The organism is Vibrio sp. 10N.261.46.A3, from assembly GCF_041472995.1.
GTDB lineage: Bacteria > Pseudomonadota > Gammaproteobacteria > Enterobacterales > Vibrionaceae > Vibrio > Vibrio coralliirubri.
In genome coordinates, this window is record NZ_JBFRRH010000039.1 from 25,702 (window position 1) to 46,372 (window position 20,671).

Sequence of the window (20,671 nt, forward strand, 5' to 3'; positions counted from 1 at the left end):
ATCGCGTTAAGACCATTATCCTCCTTGTGATAAATTTTTTCCACAATCGACCCTTCTATCTGTGATGTTAATTAAGTAAAAATAAAAATGGCTATTAACTGGTCGATATTGCGTGGATTTGTGAGCTTTTATCATGTAGTTTGGATGATAATATTTTTTCATTATGTTGGTTTTTCTGTCAATTCTCTGTTCCGGAGTAACGGGTTCTATTAATGAAAAATGGAATATAAATTGGAAATCAGAGGGTCACTAAGATGTGACCGTATTTAGCTATCGTTGTTTATTCACTTAAGCAGCCACTCTACGTCATGAGGGAAAGTATGTTTAACATCGCTTTATTTGGTGCGGGACGCATTGGCAAAGTTCACGCGGTTAATATTGATAACCACCCGAGAACAACCTTGTATTCTATTGTAGATCCATATGTGGAGGGCGCTAACCAACTAGCAAGCCAATACAATGCAAAAATCCAAACAATTGAAGAGGCTATGGCTGACCCCAATATCCATGGAGTGTGCATCGGTTCTGCAACCGACACACACGCTGATTTTATTGAGCTAGCGGCAAAGAATGGCAAGACGATCTTATGTGAAAAACCTATCGACTTAGAATTGAGCCGTGTTCGTGATTGCTTGGGCGTGATTGAACAATATCCAGTGCCAATGTTGGTTGGTTTTAATCGCCGCTTTGACCCTCAGTTTCGTAAGCTAAAAACTCAGTTAGGTTCTGGTGTGATCGGTAAGGCAGAATCGTTGCTGATCACGTCTCGTGACCCTTCGCCACCACCGGTACATTACGCTAAAGCTTCTGGTGGTATGTTTCGCGATATGAGTATCCATGATCTTGATATGGCACGCTTTATCCTTGGAGAAGATCCAATCTCAATTACTGCACACGGTAGTTGTATGGTTGATAAAGCTATTGGTGAAGCTGGAGATATTGATACTGTTGTTATCGTTATGAATTTTCCATCGGGCGCGATGGCCACTATTTCAAACAGCCGTCGTTCTGGTTATGGGTATGATCAGCGCCTTGAACTGCATGGCGAGAAAGGCTTACTACAAGCGGGCAATATGAAAGAGGATCTCGTTCAGTATTGGGGGGAAAGTGGTTGTGTTAGCGCGAAACCGCAGCATTTTTTCTTAGAGCGTTACGAACAAGCATACATCAATGAATGGGATCACTTCGTTGAGATTCTAGCAGGTGAAGCAGCGCCGCTTTGCAGTGGTAAAGATGGAGAGTTTGCTCTTGTGCTTGCTGAGGCTGCTTTAGAGTCCATGAACACTGGAGTAACGGTCAAACTCTAACCAAGAGGTTTGTAGCTTTAACCACTCGTAAGGTGTTACTGGCTTATGCAAGGCAGAACTTAGAATTAATCGAGGGTTCTGCCTTTTCTAAATGCGAGTGATACTGCCAAAGATTGTGCAAGGCATAATGAAGCCGATTGTGATCGAAAGGCATCGACACTGGCTTCTTTTACTGTAAAACACACGTCGCTGAATGCCGACAGTGGGCTGACTTGATTATCGGTAATCACGATTTGTTTGGCCCCCGCTTTAGACGCTATTTCACACAGTTTGATCGTTTCTTCCGCATATGGATTAAAACTAATTGAGACAACCACATCATTAGGCCCAACCATACTTACCTGTTCTTCAAACATCCCGCCTAAACCATCGATAAGGAATGCTCTACATTCGATATGACGTAGTGCATATGTGAGGTATGACGCCACGCTAAATGAGCGTCTTAGCCCAATTAGATAAATGTTATCAGCATTGGCTAGAACATCGACTGCTTGCTTGAGTTTCTCGGAAGAGGTGAGCTTGGCAAGTTGCATCATTGCATGTGAGTTGGCTTGAGCAAATTCGTATAAAATATCTTCAGGCTCTTCTTGCAGACTGCCATCATTGAGCTCCTTAACTAAACGCGTACGTTGAGTGTAGCTGGCGGTTTCTTCTACAAGGTTTTGACGGAATATTTGTTTCAACTCGTTAAAACCATTAAACCCAAAGGCATTTGCAAAGCGTATTAGTGTCGACGGTGGAACATCGGCCGCCTTGGCAATGACGGCAACGGTGTCAAAGGCAATGCTGTTTGAATTTTCGAGTACATATTGCGCGACTTGTTGTAGTCGTTTGCTCAACGTACTGTGTTGTAGACGAATTTGGTTCTCTAGTTCGTTGAGATTCGTAGCTGCATGCATAAACAACATCCTAAGTTTAACGGCGAAGATGACCGGAAGGTTTTCTATATATCAGAGTAGATAGATGATGTGAAGTCGAGTTGGCGCAAATGAAATATTTATTTCACTTTAGATGATATTTAAGAAAGAGACATAACAATCACGCTCTAAACAAAAAAATGCCACGAGAGTGATGAGCTTACGTGGCATGGAAAACCTCATTTGAGGACCCTACATTCAACTTGTTGTATGAGCGATTTATTTATAGTTAATACCATTGCTTAGCGCTTCTTGCGTATCACATCAGTATTCTTAATCAAGATGTTAAAGTCAGCGTAAAGTGCACAGCGGCAACTCATCTACGTATTTATTTACTTTTCTTTTGGCGCTTCATATCAAAAATAACGGCTACGACAATCACTAAGCCTTTTACTACTTGTTGCCAATAGGCTGATACATTGAGTAGGTCGAGTCCGTTTTGTAGTACTCCCATAATCATGGTGCCTACGATAGTTCCTTGGATTGTTCCTATTCCGCCGGCATGCGATACCCCACCAACAGTGGCAGCAGCGATAGCATCTAGTTCATACATGTTACCTAAGCCGGGTTGACCTGAATTGATTCGAGCCGTCAAGATAAGCGCAGCAATACCAGCCAGAAGACCAGCGTAGACGTAGACAAGAATTTTGTACTTGGTGACGTTGATGCCTGATACGTAAGCTGCAGTTTCGTTGCCTCCGATTGCATAAGCATATTTACCAAACCTGGTGTAGTTGAGTAGCACATAGGTGAACAACGCCATAACGAGGAATATCACCACGGGCACGGGGATCCCCGCTATGTTTCCTTGTCCGATCCATTGGTATGAATCGATTAAGCTACTGATAGGGCGACCGTCTGAATAGAGTAATGCAGCCCCGCGAGCTATGATCATCATGCCTAATGTTGCAATGAACGGGGGGATACCTGTATAGGCGATGAGTGCGCCGTTAATCAAGCCACAGAGAGCCCCCACACCTAGTGCCACCAAAATAGGGACAATAACAGGCAGCTCAGGCAGGTTGGGGTACATTCTCATGCCCCAATCGAGGGTTTGAGCTGTGCTGGCTGAGACTACAGCTGCAACCGCAAGTACTGAGCCGGATGAAAGGTCAATACCGCGAGTGATGATGATGATTGTTACACCTAAGGCGAGCAGGCCGATACTGGCCATCTGAGTCATTACATTAAGTAAATTGGCAACGGTGAGAAACACCGGAGACAGAATACTCATGACAACACACATGCCGACAAAGACGACGTAGATCGCGTACTTGGATAAAAAACGTGTTTTTTTGCCAGTTTCGGGCTGTTCTGAAGTGGCTTGAAGAAGTTTAGCTATCATAACTACTTTCCTTGATATGTTGGATTAGCTTATTGTTTTTAGTTGAACGCCAATGACATGACTTGCTGTTGTGAGGCTTCGTGACCGTCGAGCTCACCTTTAAATTGCCCATCGTGCATGACGAGAATACGGTCGCTCATTCCAATCACCTCTGGTAACTCAGATGAGATCATGACCAAGCTTTTACCCATGCCGGTGAGTAGGCGCATCAATTTATAGATTTCAGATTTGGCGCCAACATCAATGCCTCGAGTTGGCTCGTCGAGAAAGAGAATGTCTGGTTTAGTTAGCATCCAGCGCGCGAGTAATACTTTTTGTTGGTTACCACCACTCAAGTTATCGATGGCTTCAGACATACCTGGCGTTTTTACTTTGAGAGTCGAACATTGCGTTGAGCAGTCTTTTTGCATTTTTCTTACGTCAAGTAGGCTAACGACTTTGTTACGATAAGCATCAAGGTGAGCAATGGAGGTGTTGGCAAAAATATCCAACATTAAGTAAAGCCCGGAGTGACGTCGGTCTTCTGTTAGAAAGGCCATTTTGTGATTGATGGCATCGGTTGGCGTTTTGATTTCTACTTGATCGCCGTTGATCCAAATCTCACCAACATCTTTCTTTCTTACACCAAACAGAGTTTCAATTAATTCGGTACGCCCTGAGCCGACAAGACCTGCAATACCAAGGATCTCGCCTTCGTGTAGCTTGAAGCTAATGTCGTTGAATTGACCTTCAACAGAGAGGTTTCTAACATCCAACCTTACTTTTCCAGGTTTGGCGGTTATTGGTGGATAGACATCGCCAAGGTCGCGCCCTACCATCATGTGAACGAGTTCGTCATTATTAGTCGATGAAGCTTCTCTTTCACCAATAAAGTTGCCATCTCGAAAGATCGTGATGTCATCACAGATACGGAATATTTCATCCATTTTATGGCTAATATATACGACCGCCACTCCCTGAGATTTAAGTAGTTCTATGATCTCGAATAGGTGGTCAACTTCTTTACCTGTCAGGGCCGAAGTTGGTTCATCCATGATGATCACTTTGGAGTGATACGAAATGGCCTTCGAAATCTCGATCATCTGCATGGTAGCTACCGTTAGCTCACTCATGGGGGTGCGAGGGTCGAGGTGTAGGTCCAATTTTTCCAAGAGTTTGGTTGTGTCACTGTACATTTTGCGATGATCGATGAGGTTCAGTGGCCCCTTGGTTGGTTCTCTACCTAGCCAAATGTTTTCTGCGATACTTCGGTGAAGTACTGGGGACAACTCTTGGTGGATCATCGATATTCCGGCTTCAAGGGCATCTTTAGCACCACTGAAGTTAACTGGATTACCTTGATAATGGATGGTGCCGCTATCTCTTTGGTAAATACCAAAAAGAACTTTCATTAGGGTGGACTTCCCTGCGCCATTTTCGCCCATTAAGGCCATGACACGACCTTCTTTTAATGTGAGTTGCACATTATCAAGGGCTTTCACTCCAGGAAATGACTTTGATATTCCACGCATTTCTAGTAAGGCTTGACTCATATTTACTGCTCCGATTGAAATGATCTATGTATCGAGTCTTGTTAGTGGGTTGGCACATAGATCATATGAGTGAAGAGGTCGTTAGCCTTGCTTAGCTTTGAATTCTTCGAGGTTGTCTTTGGTAACAAGCTCGGCAGGGATCCAAGTGATTTTCTCGCGAGGCTGATTTGTGATGCCACTGATTGCGGCGTCAATTGCGCCACGAGCTTGGCCGCCACCATCTTGGAATACAGTGGCATCAAGAGCGCCATTTTCAATTGCCATTAAGCCATCAGGAGTCGCATCAACGCCGACAACAATCGTGTCATCGAGTTTCCCTGCAGCACGCAGAGCTTGAATTGCACCTAGAGCCATATCATCGTTGTTGGCAATAATTACGTCGAGTTTGTCTCCTGAATTGATCCAGTTTTCCATTACGACCATTGCTTGCGAGCGTTGCCATAGAGCGGTTTGTTTGCGAGTGATGTTGAAATCAGGCTTATCTTGGAAGTAATCTTCGACGCCTTCTGTACGAAGAATTGCAGCTTCAATTGTCATCATCCCCATCAAAATTCCAATGTTTCCACCTTCACTTTTATCTGCGACGTACTTAGCTTGCTCTTTGCCAAATTGCAGCTCTTCAGAGCCAACGTACGCTACACCTTCGGGTAAGTAAGAAGGACGGCGGTTGAGGTAAACGAGCTCAATTCCTGCATCTAGAATCTTGTCCGTCATAGGTTGGGTCGCGTCAGTATTAACTGGCACTAAAATGATGCCGTCGACTTGTTGGATAATGAAATTTTGAACTTGGCCAAGCTGTTTCACTGTGTCTTCTTTGGCATCCACAAAAATGAGCTTAACGTTATGTTGCTTTTCAGCGTATGCCGTCATGGAATCTTTCATATTTACAAGAAATGTATCGTCGAAGTTGGGAATCGCGACACCTATTGTGACGACATCACTTTTTGTCTCTTCACCACCACAGGCAACGAGGCTGAGTAAACCTATTGCAATGACCCCTGTTTTTACTCGTCTTGCTGCCGAGCTTTGGAAGAGAGTGGTTTTGTGAGTAAAACGACGTATGAACTTTGAAAATGTGTTGGTTATCGATGACATGCTATGTCTCCTTGTTGTTATCACTGCTTCTGCCAATTACAAAATATTTCGTGATTGAATCTCTGAGAGTGCTTTCTTTCTCCTAGAGACTTGGCAACTTTCATTCCTTTACGTAGGCGTTTTAAATTTTAATTTTCGCGAAAAATATTTTTCATTTAAATCGTGGGTAACTATATATTCAGAATTTTTTTTTAGCCATTAGACATGATGTGCAATTGTTATAATTGTTACATAGATCTTGTGGTTGTTAAGTTTTGTGTTGAGTTTGTTTTTTATTAAGTCTTTGATTTTAATTGGTTTAAAATTATGATCTCTATTTTGTTTATAGCTAAGTTATTGATTTTAATTGTTAAAAAAATATAGTGATTGAAGTCACTTACATGAAAAATTAAATGAAAAATATTTTCTGAATTTTTCTTTATTTCTGAGTTTGAAGTCTACTTTTGCGATTAAATGTAAACTGGATCACTTTAATGAACTGTATGTTTCGTTTTTCTTTGATTTTGGAATTTTTATTTCATATAAAGGAGCTGTCTACAGGTGAGATTTATTTATATGGCTGAGTGTTAGTTTGCAGAGGTGGCAGAGTTTGCTCTTCGTAAGCGATGAAAGCTGAATATAAGTGAACCAATTTGTCTACAAGGAATGGGATATGCAGTTAGAAGAAAAAACACTGGATTTGATTTGTTTGGGGAGAGTGGCGGTTGACCTATATGGGCAACAAATTGGTTCGCGATTAGAATCTATGGGGTCATTTTCGAAATATTTAGGAGGATCGTCGGGCAATGTTGCTTATGGGACAGCAAGGCTTGGATTAAAGTCGTCAATGCTTGCTCGTGTTGGTGATGAGCATATGGGACGGTTTGTTCGCGAGGAGTTGCAATCCGTAGGGGTTGATACTCGCCATCTCATCACCGACCGCGAACGCTTAACAGCTTTAGTATTGTTAGGCATCAAAGATGAAGAGACGTTTCCATTAATTTTCTACCGTGATAATTGTGCCGACATGGCACTCAGTGTGGATGATATTTCAGAATCTTACATAGCCTCTGCACGATGCTTAGCGATTACAGGTACTCACCTTTCAAACCCGCAGACCCGAGATGCGGTATTACTCGCCTTAAAGTATGCTCGAGAGCACGGTGTTAAAACTGCGTTGGATATTGACTATCGGCCCGTTCTTTGGGGATTAACTAGCCTTGGCGATGGCGAAACTCGCTATATCGATTCTGCTGAGGTTACGCATCAACTTCAGCAAGTGTTACCCCTTTTCGACCTTATTGTTGGTACAGAAGAGGAGTTTCATATAGCTGGTGGTTCCACAAATACAGTTGCGGCTTTAAGGTCGGTTCGAACTGTTAGTCAAGCTGAACTCGTGTGCAAAAGAGGCGCGTTGGGTAGTTCTGTTTTTTCCAGCGATGTGCCAGGTTCACTGGATGAAGGTATCACTGTCGAAGGCGTTAAAGTGGATGTTCTTAATGTACTTGGTGCGGGTGATGCCTTTATGTCTGGCCTGCTACGAGGTTACCTCAATGATGAAGGTTGGGAGAAAGCTTGCGCTTATGCCAACGCGTGTGGTGCATTAGTGGTATCACGCCATGGCTGTGCGCCAGCTATGCCTACTAAAGAAGAGTTAGATAATTATTTAGCTCGTGCTCAAGATGTATTACGACCAGATCAAGACAGTCAACTAAACCATTTACATCGAGTTACGACACGTCAAACTCAGTGGGATGAATTATGTATTTTGGCATTCGATCACCGTAGTCAGTTTGAACAAATGGCGAAAGATGTTGGCGCTGATCTTGACCGTATTTCGATACTGAAGCAGTTGATCTATAAGGCATCGCTAGATGTCTGCCAAGAAGAGAATCTGTCTGGACAGTTTGGCTTGCTTTGTGATGGTACTTTTGGTCAGCCAGTCCTTAATACTGCAACCGGCACAGGTACTTGGATTGGCAGACCGGTAGAAGAACCTGGATCTAGACCTTTGCAATTAGAGCATGGCGACATCGGCAGTCAGTTGAGAACTTGGCCACTTGAACATGTTGTGAAGTGTTTGGTTTTTTGCCACCCAGACGATGACATTGTCTTGCGTCTATCACAAGAAAAGACAGTAAAAGAAGTCTATGACGCGTGTTGCCAATCGGGGCACGAATTGCTGCTAGAGGTTATTTTACCTAAGGAAATGACTTTGGGGGATAAGCAGTATCTTACGTTGATGAATCAATTTTATTCCATTGGTGTTAAACCTGACTGGTGGAAATTACCGCCGCTTTCGGAGTCGTCCTGGAACCAAGTGGAGTTGTTGATACAAGACAATGACCCACATTGTCGAGGCATATTGATTCTTGGGCTGGATGCGGAATTAGATGAGGTACAAGCAGGATTTAATGCCGCAGCAAATTGTTCTCTGGTAAAAGGCTTTGCGGTTGGGCGAACAATATTCGGATTGCCATCAAGTCTGTGGCTAGCGAATGACATAAATGATCAGGAGCTCATTGCCCAAATCAAATCGAACTATTCGAGCTTGGTGAGAGCGTGGCAACAGCGCAATGTAGCTACATCTTGTCAGTCATCTTTACAGTCTCGTCTTAAATCACAAGGCGCACCTTCATTGATTTCAAACTAAAGGACCCAGTTATGAAAACCGTATTTAATTTTATTAATGGTGAAATAAGCGACTATCAAACGGAACGCGTTGCTCCGATCTTTGACCCAGCAACAGGCCTGCAAACAAAGCAAGTTGTTTTAAGTAATGAAGAACAAACGGCACAAGCTATTGAGTCCGCTAAACATGCTCATCTGGGGTGGGCTAAAACATCACCATTGAAACGTGCCCGTGTGTTGTTTGCATTTAAAGCCTTAGTCGAGGCTAATCTTGACCGTTTAGCTCGCTTGATCTCTAGTGAGCATGGGAAGGTCTATTCAGATGCCGTTGGGGAGTTAGCTCGAGGGCTCGAAGTGGTCGAGTTTGCATGTGGCATCCCACATCTACAAAAAGGCGAGCACTCATCTAATGTTGGCACTGGCATAGATAGTCATTCATTAATGCAGCCATTGGGCGTGTGCGTTGGCATTACACCATTTAATTTCCCTGCAATGGTTCCTATGTGGATGTTTCCTGTAGCATTGGCTACAGGTAATACATTTGTTTTGAAACCTTCTGAAAAAGATCCGTCACTGGCCATAGAACTGGCTTTGTTACTTAAAGAAGCAGGGCTACCCGATGGTGTCTTCAATGTGGTAAATGGCGATAAACGAGCTGTGGATGTATTGCTTACCGATGAACGTGTACAAGCGGTCAGCTTTGTTGGTTCTACACCGATTGCGGAGTACATCTATACCACAGCTTCTGCTTATGGTAAGCGTTGCCAAGCATTGGGTGGTGCGAAAAACCACTGCTTAGTGATGCCAGATGCTGACCTAGATATGACCTCTCAAGCCATCATGGGAGCGGCATATGGCGCTGCGGGTGAACGTTGTATGGCATTATCTGTGGTAGTGGTTGTCGGGGATGAAACAGCCGGTCGTTTAACCGATAAATTACAAACGCAGATACAGTCCATGCGAGTCGGGCCTGGGATTGTGGAAGGACGGGAAAACGATATGGGTCCTGTTATTTCAGCTGCTCATAAACAAAAAATTTGTGATTATATTTCTGAGGGAGAGCGGCAAGGTGCTTCACTTCTGGTTGATGGACGATCGCTTGAGGTTAAAGGCCACAAAGAGGGGTATTTTGTTGGGCCGACTTTGTTTGACCATGTCTCCCCTGAGATGACAATTTACAAAGATGAAATTTTTGGTCCAGTGTTGGGGATTGTGCGAGTGCCTAATTATGCAACGGGCTTAGACCTAATTAATCGACACGAATATGGTAATGGTACGGCTATTTTTACTCGAGATGGTGAGGCTGCGCGTCAGTTTCAAGAAGAGGTGTTGGCTGGGATGGTGGGTATCAATGTCCCTCTTCCTGTACCAATGGCATTTCATAGTTTTGGCGGGTGGAAACGCTCTATCTTTGGGCCTTTAAATATGCACGGTAATGATGGGGTTCGTTTTTATACAAGAATGAAAACGGTCACGAGTCGCTGGCCTGCCAGCGTGCGATTGGAAGAGCACACTAGCAGCTTTAACTTTCCGACGATGTAATCGGAGCTATTGTTTTAGGTAGTTTCACAATAAGCAGTAGCCATTTAGGTTACTGCTTTTTTGTACTAAAAAAGGAAGATACGCAGTTACTGCATTAGATGAGGCGTTTAATTAATCGAATGGATCGGTGCTTTTTAATCGACAACCTTGGTGCAGCCGTGAACACAATAAAAAAGCCCATGCTGTAACAGCATGGGCGAATATGACGTGGAGCAGTCATAACAAATAAAAACGCAGTAACACGATTTACTATTTAGAAAATTTAATGTTTTGGAAGTGGCATAATGTTGAGAGGTGTCGGGATTATCAAGGTTGCTTCTGTTGCTTGTTGCACTTCTTCAGGGGTGTAGCCAGGGGCTATCTCCGTTAATATCATTTGGGACTTATGAATGGATATCACGCCCATCTCTGTGATGATCATGTCGACCTGATTAAGTGCGGTTAATGGCAGAGAGCAGGTTTTAAGAAGCTTGTGTTTACCTTTCGCTGTGTGCTCCATTGAAACGATGACTTTTTTCGCGCCTACGACTAGATCCATAGCGCCTCCCATCCCTGGGACCATTTTCCCAGGGATAATCCAGTTAGCAAGATTACCTTGCTCATCGACTTGCAGGGCTCCGAGAACCGTTACGTCGACATGACCACCGCGAATAATAGTGAAGGAGTCGGCACTGTTAAAATAGCTTGCGCCTTTGGTTGCGGTAATCGGCTGTCCACCGGCGTTGACTAAATCGGCGTCAGTATTACTGTCGTCAGCAATAGCATCAATACCGAGTAATCCATTTTCAGATTGCAGTATGAGCTCGACTTCCGAGTCAATTTCATTTGCAACCAAAGAGGGCATGCCGATCCCCAAATTCACGACGTCGCCGTCATGCAGTTCTTGAGCCACTCTCCAAGCAATATTTCGGCGTATTACTGCCTTATCGGTAATCTTGCTTGCCAAAGGCGCATCGCCATAAATAGGTTGAGGTTTACAAATAATATCCGTCATTATTTCGCTTCCTTTTGATAGACGTGATCTACATATAGACCTGGGGTATGTACTGACTCTGGTTCGATGTCGCCAACAGGAACAAGTGTTTCAGCTTCAACAATCACAAGGTCGGCAGCGGTCGCCATTAATGGATTGAAGTTTTGAGTGGTTTTCTTGTAAAACACATTTCCTTTGGTATCGACAACTGAACCGCGTATAAAAGCAAGGTCCGCGCGCAGAGGTTTTTCTAGTAAATAATCTTCCCCATCAATATTGATAACTTGTTTACCCTCAGCCACCATAGTGCCAAGGCCTGTTGGGGTGAGAATGCCGCCAAGTCCAGCGCCTCCTGCGCGAATACGCTCGGCTAATGTACCTTGTGGCACCAGTTCAACATCTAGCTCTTGATTGTTCATTTGGTGCCCCGTTTCTGGGTTGGTACCAATGTGAGAGGCATAGAGTTTTTTGATGAGTTTTGCTGCAATAAGTCGACCGGAGCCTGTGGTTTGAGTCCCTGTATCAGTCGAAATTAGTGTGATGTCTTGGATGTTGTGCTCGAGTAGTAGGTCGATAAGGCCCTCTGGTGCGCCATTTGCCATAAAGCCGCCAATCATGATGGTCATCCCATCATGCAATTTTTCCGCAATCTCGTTGGCACTAATTTTTTTTCTCATAATTCGCCCCTATACAGAGTTGGCTTATCGCCTTGTCTAACTTAATTTTTGGTATGACTGCTGATGATAATTTTTACGCAGTCATGCTATTTGTTTTTTACTTGGTCGTTTTTTACTTTGTCGTATAGTACTTAGCTACGAACAACGTTTGATGATTACGGCAGTACCCATGCCTCCACCGATACATAAAGATGCTAAGCCATAGTCTTGTTGCTTTCTCTCTAGTTGATACGCCAAGCTGACAAGAATACGGATCCCAGATGCACCAAGTGGATGACCTAAAGCAATAGCACCACCGTTATGGTTTGTGCGTTCTAGGATCCAACTTTGATCAACGTTGTGTTTCTCTGCGAGCTGCTTTGTAACGCCGATAGCTTGAGCTGCAAAGGCTTCATTAAGCTCAAAATACTCGATGTCTTGCAGTGAAAGATTGGACTTTTCCAGTGCATTAGCGATCGCGGGAACGGGACCTAGCCCCATAATTTCCGGAGATAAACCTGCTTGAGCGTAGCTAACGATTTCTGCCATCGGCTTTAGTTGGTATCGCTCCACGGCTGATTTGGATGCCAAGATGATCGCGGCTGCACCATCGTTGATACCCGAGGCATTTCCTGCTGTAACAGTGCCATCTTTTTTAAACGCTGGGCGTAAACGACTAAGACTCTCTGATGTACTATCGGTCTTTGGATATTCATCAAGCTCGACGGTGTATTGTTTTCGACGCAACGATACTTCTATTGGTTCTATTTCACTTCTAAAACCGTGGCTCTCCAGTGCACTTGCTGCGTTTAGCTGACTTTTGAGTGCAAACTCATCTTGCTCTTCACGCGAAATAGATAAGGATTCTGCAATGTTTTCTGCAGTGATACCCATGTGATACTGATTAAACGCATCGGTTAAACCATCGGTAATGATGGTGTCTTCTAACGAAATATTTCCCATACGAACGCCACTTCTAACTTTGTGCGTTTGTACAAATGGGGCTTGAGACATGCTCTCCATTCCGCAGGCAACAACGATCTCAGCATCACCCGCTTTGATATGACTTGCCGCATCCATGACCGTTTTCATCCCACTTCCACAAATCATATTGAGTGTGTATGCAGGGACCGTTTCTGGAATACCGGCTTGAATTGAGGCTTGGCGCCCCGGTCCCATACCAATACCAGCACTGAGTACATTACCGACTATCACTTCATCAATAAGCGTAGGGTCGATATGACATTGACTGATTGCACCTTTAATTGCAGCAGCGCCTAGTGTAGGTGCAGAAACTGAAGATAGTGCGCCGTTGAAGCTGCCAATCGGTGTACGTTTCGCTGCAACAATGTAGATAGGTTCCATCGTAATATCCTGTATCAAGGTAAAGCTGAGTTAACAGTTCAATGAGGTGCTGAGAGTTCGTAAATACACAAAACGCAGCGTGCGGTTATTCTTTGTTGATGAATTCATTCTAAAGGCACAGAGAAGGAGGTGTTATAGCCGTTCGTAGAAACGCGGTTTGCATAAATGCAACATGACGCTGCAAGTAGTTGGCGTATATTACTTGAGCGTTATTTCTGCAAATTAACGCTAAATCGAATGGAGAATAGTCATGAATAGCTTAATTGCATGCGCACCTTGTTGTTGGGGCGTGGAGTCTGCCACTAACGTCCATAATCCATCATGGAATACCGTTGTCGTGGAAAGTAAAGCTGCTGGATATCAAGGAATAGAGCTTGGCCCATTTGGATATATGCCTCTAGAGGGAGAGTTTGTTAATACGGCGATCAAAGCTAATGGTTTGGTGATCTGTGCTGGTACACTTTTTGAACCGCTTTCATCTATAGAGCATAAAGAGGGCATCTTGAACCGAACACATGATTTATGCTCGATGCTTCAGCGTATTGGCAGCAAAAAGCTGGTCGTGATTGATTGTGTAAATGATGTGCGCAGTGCATGCGCTGGATTGAGTGACGAAGCTCCAAGATTAGGCAACCAGCTCTGGGACATAATGATGCAAACCATTCGTGATATTGCTGCTATCGCGAAACATTATGATATTCGTCCTGTCGTTCATCCTCATGCTGGTGGCTTTATAGAGTACCGTGATGAAATTGACCGAATGTTGGTTGATTTATCGAGTGAAGAGGTTGGGCTCTGTTTAGATACTGGTCATCTGTATTATGCCGCCATGGATCCAGCGAAAAGCCTAATTGAGTACGCATCTCGATTAGAATATGTTCATTTCAAGGATATTAATGACGCCGTGTTTTCCGATGTTATCGAAAGCAAGGTAGGTTTCTGGGCTGCTTGCGCACAAGGAGTGATGTGTCCTATAGGTGAAGGTGCGATCAATTATGCCGAAGTACAGTTGGCTATCAATCAAATCGGTTATTCAGACTGGATCACTATAGAACAAGAGCGTGATCCCCAAAATTCTGATGGAACGTTAGCTGATATCAAACGCAGTCGATTGTTTTTGAGTCAAAAAGGGTTTGGTTAATGGTTAGGAATGGCATTGCTAAAAGAACCTTCTTCAACAAAGGGTACAGCACATGCTCATTGTGACTGAACCTTGGTTTTATGTGACTGCGATTCCCGCCGTGTTGATTTATGGAATTGGCAAGGGGGGATTAGGCGGTGCGCTAGGTATTATTGCTGTTCCCCTTATGGCAATAACCATTGCACCTACTCAAGCTGCTGCCATCTTATTGCCAATATTGTGTGTAATGGATGTGTTTGCGGTAAAACATCATTATCGTAATGCTGATTATTCAGTCATTAAGAACATGCTTCCAGGGGCGGTTCTTGGCGTCATCTTGGCTGGGTTGTTTTTGAGTATCACACCTGAGTCTGGATTGAAGTTACTCATTGGTATTCTTTCCCTGCTATTTTGCGGTCAGTATTTACTCTTGGGTGTGGATGAGAAAAAAGCGGGTGGAAAAATAAGTGCGTGGTTTTGGAGTACGTTGAGTGGTTTTTCTAGCACTGCGATTCACGCGGGCGGTGGACCAGCAAGTATTTACATGTTGCCATTGAAACTAGACAAAGTTGTTTTGGTAGCGACCATGGCTGTATTGTTTGGCTTAGTCAATTTAGCCAAACTTGTTCCTTATGCTGCCTTAGGTGAATTCGATACGATCAATATGATGACGGCATTGATTTTAATGCCTCTCGCTCCTGTTGGGGTTAAGTTAGGAGTGTGGTTGTTGCATCGCGTTAATCAAATATGGGTGTATCGATTGTGCTATCTATTTCTCTTTATCTCGGGAATGAAATTGACCATCGATGGTTTGAATCTTTGAGCGTTATTGAGAACCATAGTTATGTAAAAAAGCAGCCTAAGTGGCTGCTTTTTCGTTCGTAACGCTTTAGCTGTTCAATTACCTATTTGGCTAGTCTAGCTTCGACTTGCCCAAGTGCTCGTTGGTACATAAACCATGCACAAGTGCCGGCAAGTACATTACCTACCATGGCACCCCAGAATAGGCCTTCAATGCCAGCAAGCTGCGAACCAACCCATAAACAAGGTAAGAAGAAAGCGAACAGGCGCAGTGCAGAAATCGCTAATGCGGTATAAGACTTGCCAAGCGCATTCGAGATAGAAACCATCAGCATACAGATGCCCAAAGGCCCTAGACTGATAGGAACGATAAGTAAGTGATAGTTCAAAATGGTTGAGACTTCGTCTTCGCTGGTCATGAGATTTGCCAACCCACCAGAGAACACCCAAGTGACTAGTGCGATCACTAATTGGAACCCTAATACGAACATCACGGCAATCTTGACGAGCTTGCGTATGTTTTCTAGGTTCTTTTCTCCCAACATTCGGCCAATCATAGGTGGCATCGACATAGTAAGAGCAAGCACTGCAACAATCGAAAAGAATTCAAAACGTGAACCTAGCGCCCAAGCCGCAACGGCTGCAGTACCGTAGCCAGCAAGCAGTTTGGTGGCGAGCATCGAAGATACTGGTGGCAGCAGTTGACTGATCATCGCAGGCCCCATGATGTTTCCTATAGAACGAATACTCTTGCCGATATCAAGATCGTGCCAGTCGAATGTCATCCAATGCTTCTTAGTCACCTTAGGAGCAACGATAAAAATACCGGCACCGAACGCTAAGATGGTCGCAATCGCGGCTCCGTTGATACCCATGTCGAGCGTGAAGATGAAAATCGGGTCCAATATCAAGTTGATGATACTGGTGGCGATCATCATCGAACCGGGCAGCATGGTATTACCATTGGCACGACACACACTGTAGAAAAAGTAGAGCAGTGCGCCTGTCCAAGAGCTTACAAGCCAATATATCCAGTAAGAATCAATGATCGGCAATACCGTCGGTGGCGCATCCAGGAGTTGTAAAATAGGACTACGAAGTAGGTAGATGATGACGGAGAACAGCGCAACACTCACACTGCCCATCGCAACCACTAACCCACCGAGCTGTTTGGCGTAGCGTGTCTCGTTGGCGCCAATCGCTCTCGCGATCACAGCTGTTGTCGCAATCCCTAGCCCGACCTGAATGCCGATAATGATCATCTGAATTGGTAGCGTGAAACCTTGAACCGCGAGCGGCAGCACGCCTAGCTGGCCAATAAAAGCACTGTCTACAAGCTGGAAGCTCATCAGGGAGAGCACCCCAAACAGCATTGGCCATGTCATTGTATAGAGTTGTCGGCCAAGAGAAGGCGAGGGAGTTGCGGTCGTAGAATTCATAACACTCTTATCAGTCTTGAAGGTAGGTTTGTCGTAGTGACAATCCACTCAATGAAGAATTGCGTAAAGGATAACGTAACGTCAGCTCGATACCAATAAATGTTACCCGATCTAAACATATTACCTATGCGTGTTTTCAGTAGGTTCGGTGCATTCTGCACTGTGACTTTATGGAAGCACCTCTCAAACCTTATTTATTTTATAGACTTATCGAAGTTGGCTAATGTAATTATCAAACCCATAAACTAATATCGTTGGAGAGAAAAGGAATTGCGAGTCAGCAAGCACATTTTTAAATGCATATTGGAGAGGGAGCCAAAATATGCCAGGGACAGAAGAAATTCAGATCAGCCAAGAACAAGTGAGAAAGAATAAAGCCAAGGTTCTGGCGAAGATAAACCAGCAAGGGATTATGTCTCAGGGTTTTCGTTTGGTTAATGTCAAAGATTACCAACAGAAGTTACAAGCTCTAAAACAGAAAGTCGAAAACTTCGATTACATGAATGACGCCAATAAGCAGCAAGATCAGGTCATTCTCGACATCATGACTCAGAAAGAGAAAATTCATAATTACTTGGATGAATCATCGAGTCAGAAGTTAGGGAGCGGTAACCTAGATTTTGGTTCTCGAAATCAGGTCGCGAATGCCACGCTCAAGAAAAAGCAGCTGTTCATGATGTTTATGGAAACGGTTGAGGCGCAAGAAGCGCTCAGAGAGTTTGCTGTTAAAGTCGCTTCAGTATGTAACGGCACACTCAAACAGCCTCCGGGTGCTTATCTAGGCGTAAAAGATTTCCACGGCGCGCTGGATAAAATTACCAATCGAAAACGTCACTACGATATTGGCGATCTCAAAGATGCCGCTCGTATGACCATCGTATTCGAGAATATGGACGATATGATCGTAGCCAAGGCGATGATCATTTTGACCAAAGAGTTTATTGAGCTAAAACACCACCAGTCTGCGATGAAAGATCGCTACGGTACAAGCCAAGGCGACAATGCAAAATTCAACTGCGGAGCAACAGACGCCGGTTACAAAGACATTAAGTTCTTCTTAAAAATGGCCAACGGACATATCGGTGAATTGCAGCTCAATACCAAGAATATGATGGTGGCGAAAAAGAACGGTCACATCATCTATGACATCCTTCGAGATGGAGGCAATCTTGATAAGGCATTCACCATTACCAATACTGAGGTGCTTGCCAAGATAAGTCGTAATATGAGTGAAAAATGGTTCAACTTTATGAACACTCGAGTACCTAAAGCGAGAGATGATTTGATGGCTGTACAGCAGTTGGTTGATCGCTTGAGAGCGAACCTTGGAAGGGGGCAGAACTCACTTCAAGTCAGCTTAGAAGAGATAACGATATTGTCTCGTGTCAGCCTCTATATCTATGAGCAAGGTGATAACGCCAGAGCTTTATTAGAGTAGTCAACTGGTATTGAGAGCTACTATGAGTCCGGTTACTTGACCGGACTTTTGGGTTTTTGAGCCTCGGTTTTTAATAACCTCTTTTATTGCTTCGATAGCTCGGTGCAGTGATTCCAACCCAACCTTTGAATGCGCGATTGAAATTACTTAAGTCGCTGTAACCCACTTGCCAACTGATGTCTTGAACAGAAAGGTCTGTCTGTTCGAGTAGCTGTTTTGCTTTGGCTTCTCGAACCTGTTCTTTGGCTTCTTTAAAGAGAATGTTTTTGCTCTTTAGGTTTCTCTGCAGCGTTCGTTTTGTCATACCGAGCATGGTCGCAAACCACTCAATATTGAACCAAGGTAGAGTCGCATAGGTGTCTATTAATATCTCGACGGCGTGATGCCAATCTTGGGTACTATTTCGTTCTGAAATGGCCCTATAATCATCGGGCAGCGGAATCGAGAACGCACCGTATTGCTGTTCAAACTGAATATCAGAATCAAAGAAATGCTTAGGTAATTTACGTGCGCTGTTGTGCTTAGAGACCAACTTGGCGTGTGATGGTTGCCAGCGACTGTCAATGAACTTACGACAGAGGCTAATCACGGTCAGGGCGCGAAACCATTCGGCTTGTTCAAAACCTGAGGTCGATGGATGATAGCAACTTCGATGACACAGCCACCACAATCCATCGCTTTTTTCCGTCCATATGGTGACGTGATTACTTAAGGTCGATATTTCAGTAATCAAGCAACGTACCGCTTGCTCTAGTGACGTGCATTGGTCAATTTTTCGGTCTAGCTCAGGTGACAATTGCTCTAGAGAAGCTCTACGTCCAACCTCAATCCCTATCGAATAACCAAACTTCCGCTCAAGGCCATGAATGAAGCGAATCACGTCTTGTGTAGGAAGCCATTGATTGGATTGTGTTAGTTCAATGGGTAGACCGCACGCATCGGCGACGGTACGCCAATCCAGTCTATGTTTGTCACAATACTGAATATATGGAGCAATGTTACTGGTCGAAGTGAGCAATATGCTGGTGGTGTTCGATGATGCTTTCATTGTCTTGTGTCTACCATTAAATGTCACCAAGTGACCTAATTAAGTGTAGCGCATCTCCTTATACTTCTCCTAACCCAAACAGGAGACCAATTATGAAACTCAAACACATTGCCGTTCTAGTATCTTTAGCGATCGCATCATCATTTGCTCTTGCAGCAAACCCAGTTGAAGAAGCTCTGAAAGTTGAAGGCGCTCAAGTTACCTTGACCGTGAAGGAGGCGAGCACAGCATTTACCCCAAGTTTTACTGACTCAGCTCGTGAGTTATTCAATAACTTTCATTGGCAGATGGGCGGCGACCACAGCGTTTACTACAACATGCACATGAGTGAGTTTCTACCAACGGCACTGGCGGCTCCAAACGAAGAGTACAAGCCTTTAGTTAAAAATATCGACCCACGACTCGCTGCACTCAAAGTTGATACTGAAAGCAAAGGTCAGTTGACAATGGATCAGTACTTGGCGGATGAACAGTTCCGTACTCAAGGCTTTATGCTAATTCACAAAGGGGAGATCGTTTACGAAGCTTACCCGGGTATGAAGCCGACAGATACGCATGTTTGGGCATCTACAGCGAAAACCACGGTTGGTACTGTGATTGCGATGTTAGTGGAAGAGGGCAAAGTCGACCCTGAAAAAGAGATTGCTGAATATGTTTCTGAATTGAAAGGAACGAACTGGGATGGCATCACAGTACACCAAGTTCTGAACATGTCGACCGCGCTAGACAATGAAGAGACATTAGAGTCTATCTTGCACCCAGATTCTGATGTGGTGCGTTTCTTTGCGGCATCGTTTAACTCACCAAGAGCAAAAACGGGTGAGATGGAAACTTGGATGGAAGTGGCTCAAGGTGCACAGAAACTGGAAGGTGAACAAGCAGGTGACCATTTCCGTTACGCATCTATCAACACCATGGTGCTGACTAAGTTAGTTGAAAACGTTGAAAACAAAACTTGGACTCAAGTATTCGAAGATCGTGTTTGGTCAAAAGTGCACGCACGTCAACCAATGCAATTCAACTTGACGCCAGATGGTATGGCGATCGCGGTTGGCTTGGTTTCATCAACGGTAGAAGACATGGCGCGCTGGGGAACACTATTTACACCTAGTTGGAAAGCGGTGGCTGATGAGCCAGTGGTGTCACAAGCTGTGATTGATCGTATCCGCAACGGCGGTGATCCAAAAGCATTCGTAGGTACTAGCAAAGAGAGCAGTTCACTGCACGCGTACAACGAAAAAGCGGACTACAACGCATACCAGTTTGATTTCATCTTCAACGATGGTGCGATGTCGAAAAGCGGCAACCTAGGCCAATTTATTTACATCGACCCTGCGCGTGACTTTGTGGGTGTGATGTTCTCAACCAACCCATACCACTCAGGTTTTGGTGAGAACAAAGGCCCAGCACTAATGCGCTCTGCGGCTAAGTTGTTGAATGACAAGTAATGTCCGTGGCTGAGCAAGGTAGAAACTAGAAACAA

Annotated in this window: 16 protein-coding genes; 7 read left to right on the forward strand and 9 right to left on the reverse strand. The window is 44.2% G+C overall.

The features are described 5' to 3' along the window. The first annotated feature begins 320 nt into the window (after nt 1-320). Entirely contained in the window at nt 321-1,307 is a 987-nt protein-coding gene (gene iolG / locus AB4484_RS11030; protein WP_372078083.1) for an inositol 2-dehydrogenase, read from the forward strand. A 65-nt stretch (nt 1,308-1,372) separates the two neighbouring features. On the opposite strand, the gene AB4484_RS11035 is transcribed toward iolG, so the two are convergent. The 4 genes from AB4484_RS11035 to AB4484_RS11050 form a co-directional block, all read right to left on the reverse strand. Further along, nucleotides 1,373-2,206, reverse strand: coding sequence for a MurR/RpiR family transcriptional regulator (locus AB4484_RS11035; RefSeq protein ID WP_372078085.1), 834 nt, complete (start codon nt 2,204-2,206; stop codon nt 1,373-1,375). 346 nt (nt 2,207-2,552) lie between these two features. Next, nucleotides 2,553-3,569, reverse strand: a complete 1,017-nt coding sequence (locus AB4484_RS11040; protein ID WP_048612824.1) for an ABC transporter permease — start codon at nt 3,567-3,569, stop codon at nt 2,553-2,555. A 38-nt stretch (nt 3,570-3,607) separates the two neighbouring features. Further along, nucleotides 3,608-5,101 (reverse strand): sugar ABC transporter ATP-binding protein, encoded by a 1,494-nt coding sequence (locus tag AB4484_RS11045; protein WP_372078087.1) that lies wholly within the window; start codon nt 5,099-5,101, stop codon nt 3,608-3,610. An 81-nt stretch (nt 5,102-5,182) separates the two neighbouring features. Further along, on the reverse strand, nt 5,183-6,196 hold the full coding sequence (locus AB4484_RS11050) for a sugar ABC transporter substrate-binding protein (RefSeq protein ID WP_372078089.1): 1,014 nt from the start codon (nt 6,194-6,196) through the stop codon (nt 5,183-5,185). Between the two features lie 652 nt (nt 6,197-6,848). Between AB4484_RS11050 and iolC the strand changes: the two genes are divergently transcribed. Continuing rightward, nucleotides 6,849-8,828 (forward strand): 5-dehydro-2-deoxygluconokinase, encoded by a 1,980-nt coding sequence (iolC, locus tag AB4484_RS11055; protein ID WP_372078091.1) that lies wholly within the window; start codon nt 6,849-6,851, stop codon nt 8,826-8,828. A gap of 11 nt (nt 8,829-8,839) precedes the next feature. Then, nucleotides 8,840-10,348, forward strand: a complete 1,509-nt coding sequence (locus AB4484_RS11060) for a CoA-acylating methylmalonate-semialdehyde dehydrogenase (protein WP_372078093.1) — start codon at nt 8,840-8,842, stop codon at nt 10,346-10,348. A 262-nt stretch (nt 10,349-10,610) separates the two neighbouring features. Here AB4484_RS11060 and AB4484_RS11065 read toward each other — a convergent pair whose 3' ends face one another. From AB4484_RS11065 to AB4484_RS11075, 3 genes are all read right to left on the reverse strand, one after another. After that, the gene (locus tag AB4484_RS11065) at nt 10,611-11,342 is read right to left on the reverse strand and encodes a 3-oxoacid CoA-transferase subunit B (protein ID WP_372078095.1); all 732 of its coding nucleotides are present in this window, start codon (nt 11,340-11,342) and stop codon (nt 10,611-10,613) included. Beyond that, complete coding sequence (locus tag AB4484_RS11070) at nt 11,342-11,998, reverse strand: CoA transferase subunit A (RefSeq protein ID WP_048612829.1); 657 nt, start codon at nt 11,996-11,998, stop codon at nt 11,342-11,344. Before AB4484_RS11070 ends, AB4484_RS11065 begins: the two co-directional genes overlap by 1 nt. Before the next feature lie 135 nt (nt 11,999-12,133). Further along, nucleotides 12,134-13,342, reverse strand: a complete 1,209-nt coding sequence (locus AB4484_RS11075) for an acetyl-CoA C-acetyltransferase (protein WP_050633221.1) — start codon at nt 13,340-13,342, stop codon at nt 12,134-12,136. 250 nt (nt 13,343-13,592) lie between these two features. Here AB4484_RS11075 and AB4484_RS11080 point away from each other — a divergent pair, with 250 nt between their 5' ends. Then, nucleotides 13,593-14,483, forward strand: coding sequence for a TIM barrel protein (locus AB4484_RS11080; protein ID WP_372078098.1), 891 nt, complete (start codon nt 13,593-13,595; stop codon nt 14,481-14,483). A 52-nt stretch (nt 14,484-14,535) separates the two neighbouring features. Further along, nucleotides 14,536-15,285 carry a sulfite exporter TauE/SafE family protein gene (locus AB4484_RS11085; protein ID WP_372078100.1) on the forward strand — a complete coding sequence of 250 codons (750 nt, stop codon included), beginning with the start codon at nt 14,536-14,538 and terminating at the stop codon, nt 15,283-15,285. Nucleotides 15,286-15,367: 82 nt separating this feature from the next. On the opposite strand, the gene AB4484_RS11090 is transcribed toward AB4484_RS11085, so the two are convergent. Then, nucleotides 15,368-16,702: an MATE family efflux transporter gene (locus tag AB4484_RS11090; RefSeq protein WP_372078102.1), complete on the reverse strand. Its 1,335-nt coding sequence runs from the start codon at nt 16,700-16,702 to the stop codon at nt 15,368-15,370. A 322-nt stretch (nt 16,703-17,024) separates the two neighbouring features. Here AB4484_RS11090 and AB4484_RS11095 point away from each other — a divergent pair, with 322 nt between their 5' ends. Next, on the forward strand, nt 17,025-18,140 hold the full coding sequence (locus AB4484_RS11095; RefSeq protein ID WP_048609044.1) for a hypothetical protein: 1,116 nt from the start codon (nt 17,025-17,027) through the stop codon (nt 18,138-18,140). 70 nt (nt 18,141-18,210) lie between these two features. Here the strand turns inward: AB4484_RS11095 and AB4484_RS11100 are convergent, their stop codons facing one another. Further along, nucleotides 18,211-19,188, reverse strand: coding sequence for an AraC family transcriptional regulator (locus tag AB4484_RS11100; RefSeq protein WP_061038533.1), 978 nt, complete (start codon nt 19,186-19,188; stop codon nt 18,211-18,213). A gap of 92 nt (nt 19,189-19,280) precedes the next feature. Here AB4484_RS11100 and AB4484_RS11105 point away from each other — a divergent pair, with 92 nt between their 5' ends. Continuing rightward, nucleotides 19,281-20,636: a serine hydrolase domain-containing protein gene (locus AB4484_RS11105; protein WP_372078104.1), complete on the forward strand. Its 1,356-nt coding sequence runs from the start codon at nt 19,281-19,283 to the stop codon at nt 20,634-20,636. Nucleotides 20,637-20,671 lie beyond the last annotated feature (35 nt).